Source organism: Pseudomonas sp. B14-6, from assembly GCF_013260315.1.
In the GTDB taxonomy this organism is placed as follows: domain Bacteria; phylum Pseudomonadota; class Gammaproteobacteria; order Pseudomonadales; family Pseudomonadaceae; genus Aquipseudomonas; species Aquipseudomonas mandelii.
In genome coordinates this window covers 6,332,088-6,349,311 of record NZ_CP053929.1, presented here as the reverse complement: position 1 = coordinate 6,349,311, position 17,224 = coordinate 6,332,088, and the positions used below count along the sequence as shown (strand labels likewise).

20 protein-coding genes and 1 pseudogene are annotated in these 17,224 nt (G+C 60.9%); 11 read left to right on the top strand and 10 right to left on the bottom strand.

What is annotated here, in order from left to right; genetic code table 11:
- Positions 1 to 204: 204 nt before the first annotated feature.
- From rluB to HP062_RS28940, 6 genes are all read right to left on the bottom strand, one after another.
- Complete coding sequence (gene rluB, locus HP062_RS28965) at positions 205 to 1,503, bottom strand: 23S rRNA pseudouridine(2605) synthase RluB (protein ID WP_010461925.1); 1,299 nt, start codon at positions 1,501 to 1,503, stop codon at positions 205 to 207.
- 157 nt (positions 1,504 to 1,660) lie between these two features.
- Positions 1,661 to 1,852 carry a DUF1289 domain-containing protein gene (locus tag HP062_RS28960; RefSeq protein ID WP_102594318.1) on the bottom strand — a complete coding sequence of 64 codons (192 nt, stop codon included), beginning with the start codon at positions 1,850 to 1,852 and terminating at the stop codon, positions 1,661 to 1,663.
- Positions 1,853 to 1,987: 135 nt separating this feature from the next.
- Positions 1,988 to 2,974, bottom strand: coding sequence for an SMC-Scp complex subunit ScpB (gene scpB / locus HP062_RS28955; RefSeq protein WP_154914163.1), 987 nt, complete (start codon positions 2,972 to 2,974; stop codon positions 1,988 to 1,990).
- An 11-nt stretch (positions 2,975 to 2,985) separates the two neighbouring features.
- A complete protein-coding gene (locus HP062_RS28950) occupies positions 2,986 to 3,807 on the bottom strand; it encodes a ScpA family protein (RefSeq protein ID WP_010461931.1) in 822 nt (273 codons plus the stop codon).
- Positions 3,808 to 4,437 carry an L-threonylcarbamoyladenylate synthase gene (locus tag HP062_RS28945; RefSeq protein ID WP_010461933.1) on the bottom strand — a complete coding sequence of 210 codons (630 nt, stop codon included), beginning with the start codon at positions 4,435 to 4,437 and terminating at the stop codon, positions 3,808 to 3,810.
- Positions 4,438 to 4,450: 13 nt separating this feature from the next.
- Positions 4,451 to 5,314: a PHP domain-containing protein gene (locus HP062_RS28940; protein WP_010461935.1), complete on the bottom strand. Its 864-nt coding sequence runs from the start codon at positions 5,312 to 5,314 to the stop codon at positions 4,451 to 4,453.
- Between the two features lie 87 nt (positions 5,315 to 5,401).
- On the opposite strand from HP062_RS28940, the gene HP062_RS28935 reads away from it, so the two are divergent.
- The 6 genes and pseudogenes from HP062_RS28935 (at position 5,402) to HP062_RS28910 (ending at position 9,705) form a co-directional block, all read left to right on the top strand.
- Positions 5,402 to 5,998, top strand: coding sequence for a septation protein A (locus HP062_RS28935; protein WP_077748018.1), 597 nt, complete (start codon positions 5,402 to 5,404; stop codon positions 5,996 to 5,998).
- A gap of 1 nt (position 5,999) precedes the next feature.
- Entirely contained in the window at positions 6,000 to 6,299 is a 300-nt protein-coding gene (locus HP062_RS28930) for a YciI family protein (RefSeq protein ID WP_008156126.1), read from the top strand.
- 108 nt (positions 6,300 to 6,407) lie between these two features.
- Positions 6,408 to 6,821, top strand: coding sequence for a translation initiation factor 2 (locus tag HP062_RS28925; RefSeq protein ID WP_010461943.1), 414 nt, complete (start codon positions 6,408 to 6,410; stop codon positions 6,819 to 6,821).
- 7 nt (positions 6,822 to 6,828) lie between these two features.
- Positions 6,829 to 7,506: a response regulator transcription factor gene (locus HP062_RS28920; protein WP_010461945.1), complete on the top strand. Its 678-nt coding sequence runs from the start codon at positions 6,829 to 6,831 to the stop codon at positions 7,504 to 7,506.
- Positions 7,507 to 7,767: 261 nt separating this feature from the next.
- Complete coding sequence (locus HP062_RS28915) at positions 7,768 to 8,217, top strand: Spy/CpxP family protein refolding chaperone (RefSeq protein WP_077748019.1); 450 nt, start codon at positions 7,768 to 7,770, stop codon at positions 8,215 to 8,217.
- A gap of 148 nt (positions 8,218 to 8,365) precedes the next feature.
- Positions 8,366 to 9,705 (top strand): annotated as a pseudogene (locus HP062_RS28910) (sensor histidine kinase).
- Between the two features lie 89 nt (positions 9,706 to 9,794).
- Here HP062_RS28910 and HP062_RS28905 read toward each other — a convergent pair.
- Positions 9,795 to 10,358, bottom strand: coding sequence for an NAD(P)H nitroreductase (locus HP062_RS28905; RefSeq protein WP_010461952.1), 564 nt, complete (start codon positions 10,356 to 10,358; stop codon positions 9,795 to 9,797).
- Positions 10,359 to 10,480: 122 nt separating this feature from the next.
- On the opposite strand from HP062_RS28905, the gene HP062_RS28900 reads away from it, so the two are divergent.
- Complete coding sequence (locus HP062_RS28900) at positions 10,481 to 11,935, top strand: TrkH family potassium uptake protein (protein WP_172792420.1); 1,455 nt, start codon at positions 10,481 to 10,483, stop codon at positions 11,933 to 11,935.
- Here the strand turns inward: HP062_RS28900 and HP062_RS28895 are convergent.
- Positions 11,892 to 12,953, bottom strand: a complete 1,062-nt coding sequence (locus HP062_RS28895) for an AraC family transcriptional regulator (protein WP_200667930.1) — start codon at positions 12,951 to 12,953, stop codon at positions 11,892 to 11,894. The two genes, HP062_RS28900 and HP062_RS28895, sit on opposite strands and share 44 nt — an antisense overlap.
- A 163-nt stretch (positions 12,954 to 13,116) precedes the next feature.
- Between HP062_RS28895 and HP062_RS28890 the strand changes: the two genes are divergently transcribed.
- Positions 13,117 to 13,428, top strand: a complete 312-nt coding sequence (locus HP062_RS28890; protein ID WP_010461958.1) for a DUF962 domain-containing protein — start codon at positions 13,117 to 13,119, stop codon at positions 13,426 to 13,428.
- A 99-nt stretch (positions 13,429 to 13,527) separates the two neighbouring features.
- On the top strand, positions 13,528 to 14,118 hold the full coding sequence (locus HP062_RS28885) for an HD domain-containing protein (RefSeq protein WP_102594321.1): 591 nt from the start codon (positions 13,528 to 13,530) through the stop codon (positions 14,116 to 14,118).
- A 137-nt stretch (positions 14,119 to 14,255) separates the two neighbouring features.
- Here HP062_RS28885 and HP062_RS28880 read toward each other — a convergent pair whose 3' ends face one another.
- On the bottom strand, positions 14,256 to 15,071 hold the full coding sequence (locus tag HP062_RS28880) for a UDP-2,3-diacylglucosamine diphosphatase (protein WP_010461962.1): 816 nt from the start codon (positions 15,069 to 15,071) through the stop codon (positions 14,256 to 14,258).
- Positions 15,072 to 15,200: 129 nt separating this feature from the next.
- Here HP062_RS28880 and HP062_RS28875 point away from each other — a divergent pair, with 129 nt between their 5' ends.
- The gene (locus tag HP062_RS28875; protein WP_172792419.1) at positions 15,201 to 15,965 is read left to right on the top strand and encodes an AraC family transcriptional regulator; all 765 of its coding nucleotides are present in this window, start codon (positions 15,201 to 15,203) and stop codon (positions 15,963 to 15,965) included.
- Between the two features lie 72 nt (positions 15,966 to 16,037).
- Positions 16,038 to 16,928 carry a DMT family transporter gene (locus HP062_RS28870; RefSeq protein ID WP_077748024.1) on the top strand — a complete coding sequence of 297 codons (891 nt, stop codon included), beginning with the start codon at positions 16,038 to 16,040 and terminating at the stop codon, positions 16,926 to 16,928.
- On the opposite strand, the gene HP062_RS28865 is transcribed toward HP062_RS28870, so the two are convergent.
- The gene (locus HP062_RS28865; protein ID WP_010461968.1) at positions 16,922 to 17,209 is read right to left on the bottom strand and encodes a SelT/SelW/SelH family protein; all 288 of its coding nucleotides are present in this window, start codon (positions 17,207 to 17,209) and stop codon (positions 16,922 to 16,924) included. The genes HP062_RS28870 and HP062_RS28865 overlap by 7 nt on opposite strands.
- Positions 17,210 to 17,224: the final 15 nt, after the last annotated feature.

The window sequence follows — 17,224 nt, the reverse complement described above, 5'->3', positions numbered from 1 at the left end:
GCTCCCGTTCGACTGCGCAGCAGTCGCAAAACCTGCCGCCACGATTTGCCTGACACACCGGGGTAGAGGGTTTGGGGCCGCTTCGCGACCCAACGGGAGCAAGCTCCCTCGCCACAGGTTTATCTGCATTCTGAAGACCGGCTTTTGCCAGACCAAAAAAAACGCCAACCCGAGGGTTGGCGTTTTTTATTCGGTGCTTACCGATTACTCAGGCTTGCGACGACCAAAGCCCGGACGCTGGCCCGAACCGGCTGGCGCACCACGGCGTTTGCCTGATGGCGCATCCTTGTCGACCAGAACGATGCCTGGGCGCTTCTTCGCCGGTGCCTTGGCCGGGCGCTTGGTGTCGGAAGGACGGTCTGCCACTGGCGTACCGCGACCCGACTCACCACGAGACTCGCCACGACCGGCTGGAGCACCGCGATCACTGCGACCACCACTTGGAGCACCACGGCCTTCGCCACGTTCAGTGCGACCGTTGGCCGGACGCGGCGTGCGTGGACCGCGCTCGCCATCAGCGCGTGGCGCTGCTGGTTTGCGGGCTGGACGCTCGCCTTCGATTTGCGGTTCACGGGAGTCACGCGGCGTAGCAGCGGTCTGATTGCCGATGGCTGGACGCAACGAACGCACGCGCTCGGTCTTGCCCATTGGACGCGACGATTTACGCTGCATGCGGTCGAGCTTGTCTTTGCTCTTGGCGTTCATTTGCGGCATGGCCACTGGGGTCAGGCCGACTTCAGCACTCAGAATGTCGACTTCGTACTGGCTCATTTCGCGCCAGCGGCCCATCGGCAGGTCGGAGTTGAGGAACACCGGACCGAAACGCACGCGCTTCAGACGGCTGACCACAAGGCCCTGGGATTCCCACAGACGACGAACTTCGCGGTTGCGACCTTCCATCACCACGCAGTGGTACCAGTGGTTGAAACCTTCGCCACCAGGTGCTTGCTTGATGTCGGTGAACTTGGCCGGGCCGTCTTCGAGGACGACGCCTGCTTTCAGACGCTCGATCATTTCGTCATCGACTTCACCACGGACACGTACCGCGTATTCACGGTCCATTTCGTAGGACGGGTGCATCAGGCGGTTGGCCAGCTCACCGTCGGTGGTGAACATCAGCAGGCCGGTGGTGTTGATGTCCAGGCGACCGATGTTGATCCAGCGACCTTCTTTCGGGCGCGGCATCTTGTCGAAAACGGTCGGACGGCCTTCCGGATCAAGGCGGGTGCAGATTTCACCGTCGGGCTTGTTGTACATGATCACGCGGCGTACCGACTCGGCGGCTTCTTCGCGCTTGATCACCTTGCCATCAATGGTGATGGCGTCGTGCATGTCGACGCGCTGCCCAAGGGTGGCGTCTTTGCCATTGACCTTGATGCGGCCGTGGCTGATCCAGGCTTCCACGTCACGGCGCGAGCCGACGCCGATACGGGCGAGGACTTTCTGCAGTTTTTCGCCTGCTGGGCCGATTTCCTGGTCGTCTTTCTGGTCGTTGATACTCATCTGGGCACCTCCCGGTGTGGTCTGTTCAGGCGGCCCTGAATTGAGCGTCCTGAAGCGATGTAAAACTGGGTACTTTGGCAAAGGGATCGCCAAAGGGTCGCGAATCATACGCTCATGGAAGCGTTCGCGCATCAGAGACTAGCTGATGAATGGAGACTTACTTGCCTTTCCGCCGACCGGTGGCGCCAAGTTTGATCAACCGCAGCGACGCTTCGGCCAGCACCGTGCGCTTGTCGGACTTGTCGAGTTTCTTCCAGGCCCTGATCTCGCGCTTGCTGCGGCCGCAGCCGAGGCAGATGTCATCGGCGAATTTGCAGACGCTGACGCAGGGGTCTTTGGTTGAGCTCATCAAATTCTCCAGGCAACACAGAACCCCTGTAGGAGCGAGCCTGCTCGCGATGAGGGAGTGTCAATCGACATCGTTTTGCCTGACCCACCGCTATCGCGAACAGGCTCACTCCCTCAGGGGGAATCGGCGTCCGGGTCAGTCGTCGAATTCGCGGCGTTCGGCTTCGATGGCTTCGGCCAGAGCCCGGGCTTCGGCCTCTTCGTCGCTCAATTCGGGTTCGGGTTTGTGCTGTTCGAGGGCAGCCACAGCAGCCAGAAGTTTCTCCCGCGCTTCGGCGACACCCAGCACGTCATCTTCCAACTCTTCTTCCGGTTCTTCTTCGACTGTGGCTTCAGGCACGACCTGAAGTTCAACTTCGATTTCAGGCTCAGGCTGATCCAGCACCTCTTCGGAATCCGTCACCGCACTATCACGCAGGATGTCATCGAAGTCGGTCTTGAGCCCCTCTTCCATGGTGTCCAGTTCCAGCAACAGCGTATGGAAACTGGTCTCCTCCTTGGGTTCTTCCGGTTCGGCACTGGCATCCGCCAGTTCCTGCAAGCCTGCCGGTACCGGCGCGTCGTCAAAATCGAGCACCGGATCAGGCTCCAGCTCTCGCAACTCAGCCAGTGGCGGCAAATCGTCGAGGTTCTTCAGGTTGAAGTGGTCGAGAAACGCCTTGGTGGTGGCAAACATCGCCGGTTTGCCAGGCACGTCGCGGTACCCGACGATACGAATCCACTCGCGTTCCAGCAGGGTCTTGACGATGTGACTGTTGACCGCCACGCCCCGCACGTCTTCGATCTCGCCCCGGGTGATCGGCTGGCGATAGGCGATCAAGGCGATGGTTTCGAGCATGGCGCGGGAATAACGCTGCGGGCGTTCTTCCCACAAACGGCCTACCCACGGCGAGAACTTTTCGCGGATCTGCAGGCGATACCCGGAGGCCACTTCCTTCAGCTCGAAGGCGCGTCCGTCGCAGGACTTGGCCAGAATCGTCAGGGCTTTCTTGAAGACTGGCGGCTCAGGGCGCTCGCCCTCTTCGAAGAGTTCGAACAGGCGTTCAAGCGATTGCGGTTTTCCCGAGGCCAACAGAAAGGCTTCAAGCAATGGCGCTAGCTCGCGGGGTTCAGTCAGGTTCATGATTCAACTCGTTATTCGGCTCGGGCTCGCACGTGGATCGCCGCGAACGGCTCATTCTGCACCAGCTCGACCAAAGATTCCTTGACCAGTTCGAGGATCGCCATAAAGGTCACCACCACCCCCAGGCGTCCTTCTTCAGCGGTGAACAGCTCGACAAAGGGCACGAAACCGCCGCCCTTGAGCCGGTCCAGCACATCGCTCATGCGTTCGCGGGTGGACAATGCCTCGCGACTGACCTGGTGACTTTCGAACATGTCGCCACGGCGCAGGACTTCGGCCATGGACAGCAGCAGCTCTGACAAACGCACGTCCGGCAACAGCTTGCGCGCCCGCGCTTCCGGGGCATCCAGTTTGGGCACCACCACGTCACGCCCGACGCGAGTCAGGCCATCGATGCCTTCGGCCGCCGCCTTGAAGCGTTCGTATTCCTGCAAGCGACGGATCAGTTCGGCGCGCGGGTCATCTTCTTCGTCTTCGATGGTTTCGGCCCGCGGCAACAGCATCCGCGACTTGATCTCGGCCAGCATCGCGGCCATCACCAGGTACTCGGCGGCCAGTTCCAGGCGCACCGACTGCATCAGCTCGACATAGCCCATGTACTGGCGAGTGATTTCCGCCACGGGAATGTCGAGGATGTTGATGTTCTGCTTGCGGATCAGGTACAGCAGCAGGTCGAGGGGCCCCTCGAAGGCTTCGAGAAACACTTCGAGCGCATCCGGCGGGATGTACAGGTCCAGCGGCATTTCCATGACCGCCTGGCCATAGACCATGGCGAAGGGCAGCTCTTGCTGGGCGCCGGCCTGACTGTCGACAACGGGTTCTACTGCAGACATCTACGCCTCGGCCATGAACGGCGTAGGGTCGCCGCAACCGACGCGGATCACTTCCGGCTCGCCGTCGGCGAGGTTGATCACGGTGGACGCCTTGATCCCGCCGAAACCGCCATCGATGATCAGGTCGACCTGATGCTCAAGCAATTGGCGCATTTCGTAAGGATCGCTCATCGGATCGGTGTCGCCGGGCATGATCAGGGTCACGCTCATCAAGGGCTCGCCGAGCTCTTCCAGCAGCGCCAGGGCAATCGGATGGCTCGGCACCCGCAGGCCGATGGTGCGTTTTTTCGGGTGCAACAACAGCCGCGGGACTTCGCGGGTGGCGTTGAGAATGAAGGTGTAAGGCCCCGGCAGGTGCGCCTTGAGCAAGCGGAAGGTGCCCGTGTCGATCTTGGCGAACACCCCCAGTTGCGACAGGTCGCTGCAAATCAGCGCGAAGTTGTGCTTTTCATCCAGCCCACGCAAACGGCGCACGCGATCCACGGCATTCTTGTCGCCGATCTGGCAACCAATGGCGTAGGACGAGTCTGTGGGATAAATCACCACCCCGCCGCCGCGGATGATTTCGACAGCCTGTTTGATCAGGCGCGCTTGCGGGTTCTCCGGATGAATCTGGAAAAATTGACTCACATTCTCTACCTGTTCAGACGGCGGCAATAATTGGGTCATGTTTGAATCGACACCACAGTGGTGGCAGATCCTCCGGGAGCGGGCGGTACTCGCCGATCTCGGACCAGCCTCCAGGGCCATGAAAATCACTGCCGGCGCTGACCAGCAGACCGAACTCGCGGGCAAGAATCGCCAGGCTGCCCACTTGCTCGGCGGGCTGATGGCCATTGACCACTTCAATTGCGTGGCCCCCGGCTTGAATATAGTCAGAAATCAGGCGGCGACGCTTGCTGCGAGTGAAATCGTAGTGCCACGGATGCGCCAGGCTGACCCAGGCTTTCGCGGCTCGCAGCGTTTCGACCGTGTCTTCCAGGGTCGGCCAATGCTGCTTGACGTCGCCCAGCTTGCCAGCGCCCAGCCACTTACGGAACGCTTCAGCGCGATCCTTGACGAAACCTTCACGCACCATCCAGTCGGCGAAATGCGGACGGGCCGGCGCATTGCCGCTGTCGCCCAGTTCCTGCTGGATCGCCCGGGCACCTTCCAGCGCGCCGGGCATGCCTTTCAATGCCAGCTTGCGGCTTATTTCTTCGGACCTTAGCCAGCGGCCATCGTGCAATTTGGCGATCGCCTCGACCAACGGTTCGGCATTGACATCAAATCCGTAGCCGAGCACATGAATGGTCGCGCCGCCCCAGGTGCAGGACAATTCGACGCCGTTGACCAGTTGCATTCCCAGCGAGGTCGCCGCACTGCGGGCCTCATCGAGGCCCTCGAGGGTGTCGTGATCGGTCAAGGCCAGAACTCGCACGCCTTTCTCGAACGCACGCGCCACCAGGACAGCAGGCGCGAGAGCGCCATCGGAGGCAGTGCTATGGCAGTGCAAATCAACATTCACGGGGATGTGTTACCTCAAATCAGCTGGCGCTATCGCGCGCCCATATGTTTGTTATTATGCCGCCACATCCTGCTTCTGGCTGCCACTGTGAAACAATTCATCGATTTCATCCCGCTCCTGCTGTTTTTCATCGTTTTCAAAATTGATCCACGGGTCGTCGACATCGGCGGTCATCAACTGACTGTAGGCGGTATTTACAGCGCCACCGCGATGCTGATCATCAGCTCCCTGGTGGTTTACGGTGCGCTGTTCATCAAGCAGCGCAAGCTGGAAAAGAGCCAATGGCTGACCCTCATCGCCTGCCTGGTCTTCGGTAGCCTGACCCTGGCGTTCCACAGCGAAACCTTCCTGAAGTGGAAAGCGCCGGTGGTCAACTGGCTGTTCGCCCTGGCGTTCATTGGCAGCCACTTCATCGGCGAGCAACTGCTGATCAAGCGCATCATGGGCCACGCACTGACCCTGCCGGACCAGGTCTGGACGCGACTGAACATCGCCTGGATCGGCTTTTTCCTGTTTTGCGGTGCTGCCAACCTGTTCGTCGCGTTCACGTTCCAGAGCTACTGGGTCGACTTCAAAGTCTTCGGCAGCCTGGGCATGACGTTGCTGTTCCTGGTCGCACAGGGCATTTACCTGTCCCGCCACCTGCACGACGCCGATACCACCACGCCAAAAACCGAGGACTGACATGCTTTACGCAATCATTGCCACAGACGTCGCCAACTCCCTGGAAGCCCGCCTGGCCGCACGGCCTGCCCACCTTGAGCGCCTGCAAGTGCTCAAGGGCGAAGGTCGTATCGTATTGGCCGGCCCGCACCCGGCGGTCGACAGCAATGATCCGGGCGCGGCGGGTTTCACCGGCAGCCTGATCGTCGCCGAGTTCGATTCCCTGAGCGCCGCCCAGGCCTGGGCAGATGCGGATCCGTACATCGCTGCGGGCGTCTACGCCAACGTTTCGGTCAAGCCGTTCAAGCAAGTCCTGCCGTAATCGCGCCCGCGCGATGAACCTTGCCGGTTCATCGCGCGCTCAACGCTCATTATTCTCGTTCGCCGGCCGACAACCTGCCCAATACTCGTATTGGAATCAGGAGTTGCGATGCGCAAAGGTCCGTTGTGTCTGATGTTGGTGACGTTGTCGATGGTAGCGCCGGCCCATGGTGAAGAAAGCGCCGAGGGCGGCAGTACGACGCCGCTGTCGCTGAGCGCCGGCAGCCAGATCACCGAGTTGCAGCAGCGCTTGAAGGTAAGCGAGCAGCAACGGGAAGAACTGAGCAAACAACTGCAAAATACCGACAGTGAACGCGAAAGCGCTCAGCTGGGCCGGTTGCGCCAAGAGAACCAGCGTCTCAAGCTGCAACTCAAGGAAGCCCAGGCGAGCAATCCGCTGCCACGTCTGCTGACTGATCAGCAGCAATGGTTCGTAATCGGTGGTGGAGTTGCGCTATTGGCCCTGCTCTGCGGTATCTTCGCCAGTGGTGCCACCAGAAAACGTCGGCAATGGCTAAATTGAGTGAGTAATGAGCGAGCTGTTATTAATTGATGATGACCAGGAGCTGTGCGAGCTCCTGAGCAGTTGGCTGAGCCAGGAAGGCTTTCAGGTCCGTGCCTGCCACGACGGCCAGAGTGCTCGCCGTGCGCTGGCCGAAACCTCCCCCGCCGCCGTGGTGCTGGACGTGATGCTGCCGGACGGCAGCGGTCTGGAATTGCTCAAGCAATTGCGCAGCGACCATCCGGACCTGCCGGTGCTGATGCTGTCTGCGCGTGGCGAACCACTGGATCGCATCCTCGGCCTGGAACTCGGCGCCGACGATTACCTGGCCAAGCCGTGCGACCCGCGGGAACTGACAGCCCGTCTGCGCGCCGTACTGCGCCGCAGTCATCCGACGGCGGTGTCCAGCCAGCTCGAACTGGGCGACCTGTGCTTCAGCCCGGTGCGTGGCGTGGTCAGCATCGACGAACAGGAATTCACCCTCACCGTCTCCGAAAGCCGTCTGCTCGAAGCCCTGCTCAAGCAACCCGGCGAGCCGCTGGACAAACAGGACCTGGCGCAAATCGCCCTCGGCCGCAAGCTGACCCTGTACGACCGCAGCCTGGACATGCACGTCAGCAACCTGCGCAAAAAAATCGGCCCACACCCCGACGGCCGCCCGCGCATCGTTGCCCTGCGTAGCCGCGGTTACTACTACAGCCTCTGAGCACCTGGAAGAACCGGATAGGAGCAACCTGTGGCGAGGGAGCTTGCTCCCGCTGGGCTGCGCAGCAGGCCTTCTTTTGGGGCCGCTTCGCAGCCCGACGGGAGCAAGCTCCCTCGCCACAGGTCACTGCCAGCAAAGTTTGTAAGGACGCCACGAAATCGTCTTTACCCAAGCTTTACGCTCCGCTGACCGCCGCTGACCTTGATCTGCGTATTCTGAACTCATCCGGAACGTACCGGGAACGAGACAAGGAGATTCACCATGCGCAAGACTCTTATCGCTCTGATGTTCGCTGCCGCCCTGCCGACCGTTGCCATGGCCATGCCTGAAGGTTCCGGCCCGATGGATGGCCCGATGGACGGCCCGCGCCACGGCGGTCAGATGCACGGCATGCACGGTAAAGGCCCGTACAGCCAGCTGGACCTGAGCCGCGAACAGCGTGAGCAGATCCGCAAAATCATGGGCGAGCAGATGCACGAGCGTAAGCAAGTGGTCGAGAAGTACCTGGAGAAACTCTCGCCGGCCGACCAGAAAGCCATGAAAGATGAAATGGCCGCCAACCACAAAAAAGCCGAAGCCGATGTCCGTGGCCTGCTGAAACCGGATCAACAGAAGAAATTCGACGAGATCCAGAAGAAGAAGGCTGAGCGCCGCGCCGAATGGGCCGAATTCAAGGCGTGGAAAGCGCAACAACCGCAAAAAGCGCAATAATGCACTGACCCCGGACCCGACGGCTAACCCCGTCGGGTCTTTTGCCATTGTAGGACCTGGCGGTGCGGGCAAGTCGGATCGCCGTACCGCTCGCTCCTACAGGTCGGCCCGCTCCCACATGGGATTTGTGATCGTTTGAGGATTTTCTGTGCGCTCATTGTTCTGGCGTATCCTGGCCAGCTTCTGGCTGGCCATCACTCTGGTTGCAGGGCTTTCCATTCTGTTGGGGCACATGCTCAACCAGGACGCGTGGATTCTCAGCCGCCACCCGGGCCTCAACACCCTGGCCGAACAGTGGACGCAAACCTACGAAGCCCAAGGTGAGGAAGCGGCCCAGGACATTCTGGAACAGCGCAAGCGCCAGTATCACATTGACGTTCAGGTGCTCAACGAGAGCGGCGACCCGGTGGTGCGCGGTACCTTTCCCCGGCGTGCGGCGGCTTTCGAAGCACGGCAGAACAACGACGATCGCCGCCTGCCGTGGCGACGTCTGACCGACGAATACACCAGCGCCAAGACCGGCGACACCTACCTGCTTATCTACCGCATCCCGCACCCGGAACTGGACGCCTGGCACCGCGAAAGCCTGCTCTGGCCGCTAAGTGCGCTGGGCATTGCGCTGGTGGTGCTGACCCTCTTCAGCCTGTTCGTGACCTTGTCCATCACTCGCCCGCTGAACCGCTTGCGCGGCGCGGTGCATGACCTTGGGCAAACCACCTATCAGCAGAACAGCCTGGTGAAACTGGCCAACCGGCGCGACGAATTTGGTGTATTGGCCAACGACTTCAACCGCATGGGTGCGCGCCTGCAAAGTCTGATCGGCAGCCAGCGACAGTTACTGCGCGACGTGTCCCATGAACTGCGTTCACCGCTGGCGCGACTGCGCATTGCCTTGGCACTGGCCGAACGGGCCCCCCCGAAGAACGGGAGAAGCTCGCGCCACGCTTGACCCGTGAGTGCGATCGACTAGAGGCCTTGATCAGTGAGATCCTGGTACTGGCACGGGTCGATGCCGACAACGCCAGCGCTGAAGAAGTGGACCTGAATGCGCTGCTCAATACGCTGCAAAAAGATGCGCAATTGGCTTCACCGGAGCAGACCGTTCACCTCGACGCCGAACCGCAGCTGAATCTCAAAGGCTGGCCGACGATGATCGAGCGTGCCGTCGATAACCTGCTGCGCAATGCCCAGCGCTTCAATCCCGCGGGGCAGCCGATTGAAATGCAGGCGGTGCGCCAGGGCGAGCGGATTGTGGTCAGCGTCAGGGACCATGGGCCCGGTGTCGATGCCGAGCATTTGAACCTGCTGGGTGAGCCGTTCTATCGGGCGCCGGGGCAGACGGCGGCCGGACATGGCTTGGGGTTGGCGATTGCGCGACGCGCGGCAGAACGGCATGGCGGGAGCCTGGTGCTGGCCAATCACCCGCAAGGCGGGTTCATCGCCAGCCTGGAATTACCGTTGGTGCCCGGCGCCGTCATCCAGCCTTGAAAGCTTCGCGGGCAAGCCTCGCTCCTACAGGTCCTATGCCGAACACACTATCGAGGCACTGATCGTTCCCACGCGCGTGTGAACGATCCTTACTGACCGGGCCAGGCGCTGACGAACTCGGCCAGGTCAACCTTCTCGGCCACGCGCGGTTCTTTCTGCGGTGTGCCCAAGTACAGGAAGGCGATCACCTGTTCTCCTTCCGCCAACCCCAGCCCCTTGGCCACATGCGCCGAATAGGCCAGGTCCCCTGTGCGCCACACCGCGCCAATGCCTTGCGCGTAAGCGGCCAGCAGAATCCCGTGAGCGGCACATCCTGCCGCCAGCAATTGCTCGGATTTCGGGTATTTGACGTGGTCCTGCAACCGCGCGATCACCACAACCACCAGCGGTGCGCGCAACGGACCGTTACGTGCCTTGTCCAGCGCCGCCTCGGACACTTCGCTGTCTTGCAGCTTCGCCGCTTCGGCCAGCAACTCGCCCATTTGCTCGCGCGCCGCACCTTCGACTGTCAGGAAGCGCCAAGGCTGCAGGTGGCCGTGGTCCGGCGCACGCATCGCGGCAGAAAACAGCACTTCGCGCTGTTCTGCGGTGGGTGCCGGTTCGAGCAGTCGTGGAACGGAAACACGGTTGAGCAAAGCGTCGAGAGCCTGCATCGGCCACCTCCTGAAAAATATGTGCGGCTATTCTAGCGGTATCTGGCGCGGGGATGCCGGTTTACATGCCCTGCCTCGCAGGTAGAATAGCGGCCTTCCCTTCTTCAGCCCGAGCGGACTTCATGGCGTTGCCGACCTTACGGATTATTGGTTTCATCATCGGCATCTTCCTGATCACGCTGGCCATCGCCATGGTCGTGCCCATGGCCACCCTGGTGATTTTCGAGCGCACGAGCGATCTGCCGTCGTTCCTCTGGGCGAGCATGATTACCTTCGTCGCGGGTTTGGCCCTGGTCATCCCCGGCCGGCCCGAACACATACACTTGCGCCCGCGAGACATGTACTTGCTGACCGTCAGCAGCTGGCTGGTGGTCTGCGTCTTTGCCGCGCTGCCGTTCTTGCTGACCCAGCACATCAGCTACACCGACTCGTTCTTCGAAAGCATGTCCGGCATCACGGCCACCGGCTCAACCGTACTCAACCACCTCGACGACATGTCCCCCGGCATCCTGATGTGGCGCTCGTTGTTGCACTGGATCGGCGGGATCGGCTTTATCGGCATGGCAGTGGCCATTCTGCCGCTGCTGCGCATCGGTGGCATGCGGCTGTTCCAGACCGAGTCGTCGGACCGTTCCGAAAAGGTCATGCCCCGTTCGCACATGGTGGCGCGTTTGATCGTCGCGGCTTATGTGGGCATCACTATTCTCGGCAGCCTGGCGTTCTGGTGGGCCGGAATGAGCGCGTTCGATGCGATCAACCACGCGATGTCAGCGATTTCCACCGGAGGTTTCTCAACGTCCGACCAGTCCCTGGCCAAGTGGACACAACCGGCGGTGCACTGGGTGGCGATTGTCATCATGATTCTCGGCAGCCTGCCATTCACCCTGTACGTGGCGACCTTGCGCGGTAACCGTCGAGCGTTGATCAAGGATCAGCAGGTGCAAGGCTTGCTCGGCATGTTGCTGGTGACCTGGCTGGTGCTCGGCACCTGGTACTGGTGGACCACCCAGCTGCATTGGCTTGAAGCGTTGCGACATGTAGCGCTGAACGTGACTTCGATCGTCACCACGACAGGATTTGCACTGGGGGACTACAGCCTCTGGGGCAACTTCTCGCTGATGCTGTTCTTCTATCTGGGGTTTGTCGGCGGTTGCTCAGGCTCGACGGCTGGCGGGATCAAGATTTTCCGTTTCCAGGTCGCCTACATCCTGCTCAAGGCCAACCTTAACCAATTGATTCATCCGCGCGCAGTGATCAAGCAGAAGTACAACGGCCATCGTCTCGACGAAGAGATCGTGCGTTCGATCCTGACCTTCTCGTTCTTCTTCGCCATCACCATCTGCGTGATTGCCTTGCTGCTGTCGCTGCTCGGCGTCGACTGGATGACCGCCCTGACCGGCGCCGCCAGCACCGTGTCCGGTGTCGGTCCTGGCCTGGGCGAGACCATTGGCCCGGCGGGCAACTTCGCCACCTTGCCGGACGCTGCCAAGTGGATTCTCTCGTTCGGCATGCTGCTGGGCCGACTGGAGATCATTACGGTGTTTGTTCTGTGTATTCCTGCGTTCTGGCGGCACTGACCAGCGCCGGCGTTTCCATCAGCCGCGCCCGGTACTCGCCGGGCGTGGCGTCGAACCAGCGTCGAAAGGCGCGGAAGAAGTTGCTCGGATCGGCAAACCCCAACAGGTAGGCAATTTCCAGCAGGGTCATGGTGGGTTGCGCCAGGTACTGCTCGGCCAGTTCACGTCGCGTGTCGTCGAGCAAGGTTTGAAAACTCGTGCCTTCTTCCTGCAAACGGCGTTGCAAGGTGCGTTGCGACAGGTGCAGCGTCTGCGCCACCGTATCGCGCTTGGGTTCGCCCTGGGGCAGCAAACGGCACAGCACCTGGCGCGCCTTGTGGGTCACGCGGCTCTCGGAAAACCGCGCCAGGTACTCGCCGGCAAACCGGTCGTGCAACAGCGCCATCGCCTCGTTGGCCGTCGGCAGCGGCGCCTCCATGTCGGCGCGTTCGAAGATCAAGGCGTCATAGGGCGCGTTGAACACCAACGGCGCATGGAACGCTTGTTTATAGGGTTCGAGATCGACAGGCTGATCGCCCTGGATCAACACCTTGCGCGGTTGCAACGTGCGCCCGGTCAACCAGCCACACAGCGCCAGCGCGCAGGCCAGCGACGCTTCGGCGCTCTGTCGGGTCGGCGGCAAGTGATCGCCATGCACCGTCAGAATCAGCGCATAACCTTCATCCAGCAGTCGGAAGCTCAGGTCGGCACTTTCGGCGATGATCCGCTGATAACGCACCAGCCGCTGAAAGCCTTCGGCCAGGGTCTGACTGGACATCAGTGCGTAGCCAGCCACATGGAAGGACGCCGGTCGCACCACCTTGCCCATGTTCAGGCCAATCGCCGGGTTGCCGGACAGCTCGACCGCGCGCTGCCACAGGCGTGTCATGGAGTCTTGCGGGAAGCGCGCATCCGGATCATCCAGAGACGCGTAGTCGAGCCCCAGCTGCTTGAACAGAACCCGGCAATCCAGGCCGTCCATCTCCAGTGCTTTGACAATCCCCATCGCCCAGCTTGCAGAAGTCGTTCGTTCGCTCATGGCGTTTTCTTACTGTTTTGTGAGCCGTCTACCGCGGCAAGTTTTCGAAGGATACTAAAGTGGCGCCCATTGTCACTGGCTGATGCCAATGATCACTCTAGACTCAAATAAGCTACCCGCAGAACAACTTGCAATCAGAACAACAACCACAGAGATCGCAGTCGTGGAAAACGTCAAACGTTTCAACAGTTTCGCTGAGTTTTACCCGTACTACCTCAGTGAACACAGCAACAGCACCTGTCGACGATTGCATTTTATCGGCACCAGCCTGGTCATCTTCATTCTGGCGCTGACCATCGGCAAAGGTGCCTGGTTGATGTTGCTCGCCTTGCCGCTGGCGGGTTACAGCTTCGCCTGGGTCGGGCATTTCTTTTTCGAGAAGAACCGTCCCGCCACGTTTCAGCATCCTCTTTATAGCCTGCTCGGCGACTTTGTCATGTACCGCGACATGATTCTGGGTCGCGTGCCCTTCTAGGCTCCACTGGCCATCAAAGCGTCCTGCGCAGCCAGTGCGATGTTGGATCCAAGTCCTACACTCAAGACATCCCTTTCGATTAGAACAAGAGGATAGCTGATGAACGCCAATGCACGATTCACCCACATGCAGGATGGCACGCAGGAAGACTGGGCGATCATCGCCGCCGACTTCAGTGCCTACGCCAGGCAGTTGCCGTCACGGATTGTGGCGCACCTGAAATTGCTGGAGGGTGATTCTGGCGGCTTCCCGGTGGATCGGCTGACCCATTCCCTGCAGACCGCCAGCCGTGCCTGGCGCGATGGCCGGGATGAAGAATACGTGGTCTGCGCGCTGCTTCACGACATCGGCGACACGCTCGGTTCCTACAACCATCCGGACATCGCCGCGGCGATCCTCAAGCCGTTCGTCAGTGCCGAAAACCTGTGGATGGTGGAGAAGCACGGGATATTCCAGGGGTATTACTTCTTCCATCACCTGGGAATGGATCGGCATTTGCGCGAACAATTCAGCGGGCATCCGCAGTATCAGGCGACCATCGAGTTCTGCGCCAAATATGACGCGGCGGCGTTTGATCCGGCTTACGAGACGTTACCGCTGAGCTTCTTTGAGCCAATGATGGAGCGCTTGTTTGCGCAACCGAAGCATTCGATCTACAAGGCGGCGATGGAAGAATATTCGCCAGCCTGACAGGTCCGGGGGGACCGCTGCGCGGTCCATCGCGAGCAGGCTCGCTCCCACAGGTGTCAGAGTCCGTGCAGGTCAATACGGTCAAAATTGTGGGCGCGTGCCTGTTCGCGATGGGGCCAGACCAGGCACGCTGACTTTTATGCCGGCTCTGCGATCTTCAAGGCTTTCAATTCGGCCTCCCGCGCCTGGGCATCCGCCAACCGGTACAACTCGATCGACCCGTCCCAATGCTCGATCAACGCCGTGCACGACTCCACCCAATCCCCGCAATTGAGGTAATCCACCCCGCCGACCTTGCGAATCTCGGCATGGTGAATGTGCCCGCACACCACCCCATGCAACTCGCGTTTGACGCACTCGTGGGCGATGGCTTCTTCAAAGTCGCTGATAAAACTGACTGCCGTTTTCACCTTGTGTTTGAGGTAGGCCGACAGCGACCAGTAGCCGTAGCCATAACGCGCGCGCCAGTGATTCAGCCAACGGTTGAGGGTCAGGGTGAATTCGTAGGCCGAGTCGCCGAGAAAGGCCAGCCAGCGGTGATACCGGGTAATCACGTCAAACTGGTCGCCGTGGATCACCAGCAGATGGCGGCCATCGGCGGTCACATGCACCGCTTCGTCCACCAGTTGGATGTTGCCCAGGATCAGCTTCGAATAGCGGCGCAGGAATTCGTCGTGATTGCCGGTGACATAGATCACCTCGGTGCCGCGCTTACTCATGGTCAGCAGGCGGCGAATCACGTTGGTGTGCGCCTGCGGCCAGTACATGCCGCCGCGCAGTTTCCAGCCATCGATGATGTCGCCGACCAGGTAGATCTTGTCCGCGTGGTAGCCCTTGAGAAACTGCGACAGGTGTTCGGCCTGGCAGTCCCGGGTGCCCAGATGCACGTCGGAAATCCACAAGGTCCGCACACGTTGCTTACGGCTGGGTTTGGCGAGCTCGGCGCTGGTCATTGGCAACCCTCAGGACAAGTTTTGGCAAGCTTGCGCGGTTCGGGTTAATGGCCCATGACAGCCGCGAGTCAATCCTGTGACAACACCCGGCCGGTGTAGACTGGCCGCATCTTGACCGGGAGACCTGCGATGAGACCGATCCTCACGCTGCGCCAATACACCAAGGACCTGATCGTCCACAGCCACGACCACGCACAACTGGTGTTCGGGTTGTCGGGTGCGCTGGACTTCGAGGTCGACGGGCATGGTAGCCAGGTGGTTCAGCAGAGTTTCGTGGTGGTGCCGTCGGGCTTTCATCACGCCTGCGGCAGCAGCAATGGCAGCCGCTGCCTGGTGCTGGATATACCGAGTGACCAATGGGTTTCGCAGTCCCTTGGCGATCACGCCGACGCCAGCCGCCGTTTGCTCGACAACGCTGGGCGCCTGCCGCTGGATGCCGGGCAAAGCCAATTGGTGAGTTGGCTGGCGGGCAGCCAGGTCAGTGACCCGTTGATTGCCCAGCAAGGCGCGGTGCTGTTATTGGCCAGCCTCAATAACGCCAAGCCTGAAATCGTGGGCGGTCGCCGTCTGCCATATGCGGCGTTGAATGCGCATATCGATCAGTACGCGGCGTATCCATTGCAGGTCGCCGACCTGGCGCGCGTTGCCGGGCTGTCCATTGCCCGATTGCATGCGCGGTTTGTCGCTGAGTGCGGGCAGACGCCGATGGATTACATCCGCAGCCGGCGGCTGCATAGTGCGGTAAGACTGCTGCGCGATTCGCCATTGCCCATCGGCGAGATTGCCAGTCGGGTCGGTTACAGTTCTCAGAGTGCCTTTGCCGCAGCGGTGTTGCGCGAGTTTAGTAAGACTCCGGGCGAACTGCGGCGCGAGGCTGGCGACAAAAGTCGATAGTCTGCCGACAGACTCAGCGAGTATGGCGCGGTTCAATGTCCCCCTCTGTTTGTCTTGTTGTTAAGGATCGCAATGACTCCCCGTACCGCCCTTGGCGCCCTGCATATCGGCGCATTGATGTTCGGCCTGACCGGTGTGTTCGGCAAACTCGCTGCCGCCTCGCCCGCGGTCATCGTGTTTGGTCGCGCGGCATTTGCGGTACTCGCCCTGGCGGTGTTCGCGCGGTTTGCCAGCAGGACGCGCTGGTACACACTCGAAGCGCAGGACTGGCGCCGTCTGCTTCTCAGTGGCTTGCTGCTGGCCGGGCATTGGGTGAGTTTTTTCATTGCGGTTAAAGTCGCCGGAGTGGCGATAGCGACCCTGGGTTTCGCCAGCTTCCCGGCGTTTACCGTGATCCTCGAAGGGGTCATATTCCGGGAGCGGATCCGCGCCAATGAAATTCTGTTGGTGGTACTGGTGAGTGTCGGGCTGGTGCTGGTGACGCCGGACTTCGATCTGGCAAGTGGCGCCACCACGGGCCTGCTCTGGGCGATCGGTTCAGGCTTGCTGTTCGCCCTGCTGTCGCTGACCAACCGCGCCAGCTCCGGCAGAATCCCGCCGGTGCAGGCCGCGCTGTGTCAGAACGTCGTGGTCGCGCTGTGCCTTCTGCCGGTAGCGGCGCCGCAGTTGAGCGACGTCCGCGCCATCGACTGGCTGTGGATCGGTTTGCTCGGGGTGTTCTGCACCGGCGTCGCTCACAGTCTGTTCGTCGCCAGCCTGGCGGTGATCAAGGCGCGCACCGCCGCCGTGGTGTTCGCACTGGAACCGGTGTATGGCATCACCGTGGCCTGGTTGTTGTTCGATGAAAACCCGACGTTGCGCATGCTGCTTGGTGGCGCCTTGATCATCGTCGCGATTGTGGTCTCCAGCAGACTGTCCGGTTCAAGCAAAAAGACCGTGGCAGCCGAAGCCGCATCTCACTGAGTGCGGTCGTTGTGGCCGAGGTCGCGGTCCGGGTCGATCTGATCGCGGACCCGCTGCTTTAGCACCTTGGCTTCCGGGAAACCACCGTCGGCCTTGCGCTCCCAGAGCTGCACCTCGTCACAAAAAATATGGAAAACCCCACCAGTGCCGGGCACCAGCGACACTTTGCCCAAGTCGTCGCCGAAGGTGCTCAGCAGCTCCTGGGCCAGCCAGGCCGCACGCAACAGCCATTGGCATTGCGTGCAGTAGGTGATGATGATTTCCGGTTTATGCGTGGTCATGACGGACAAGACTCC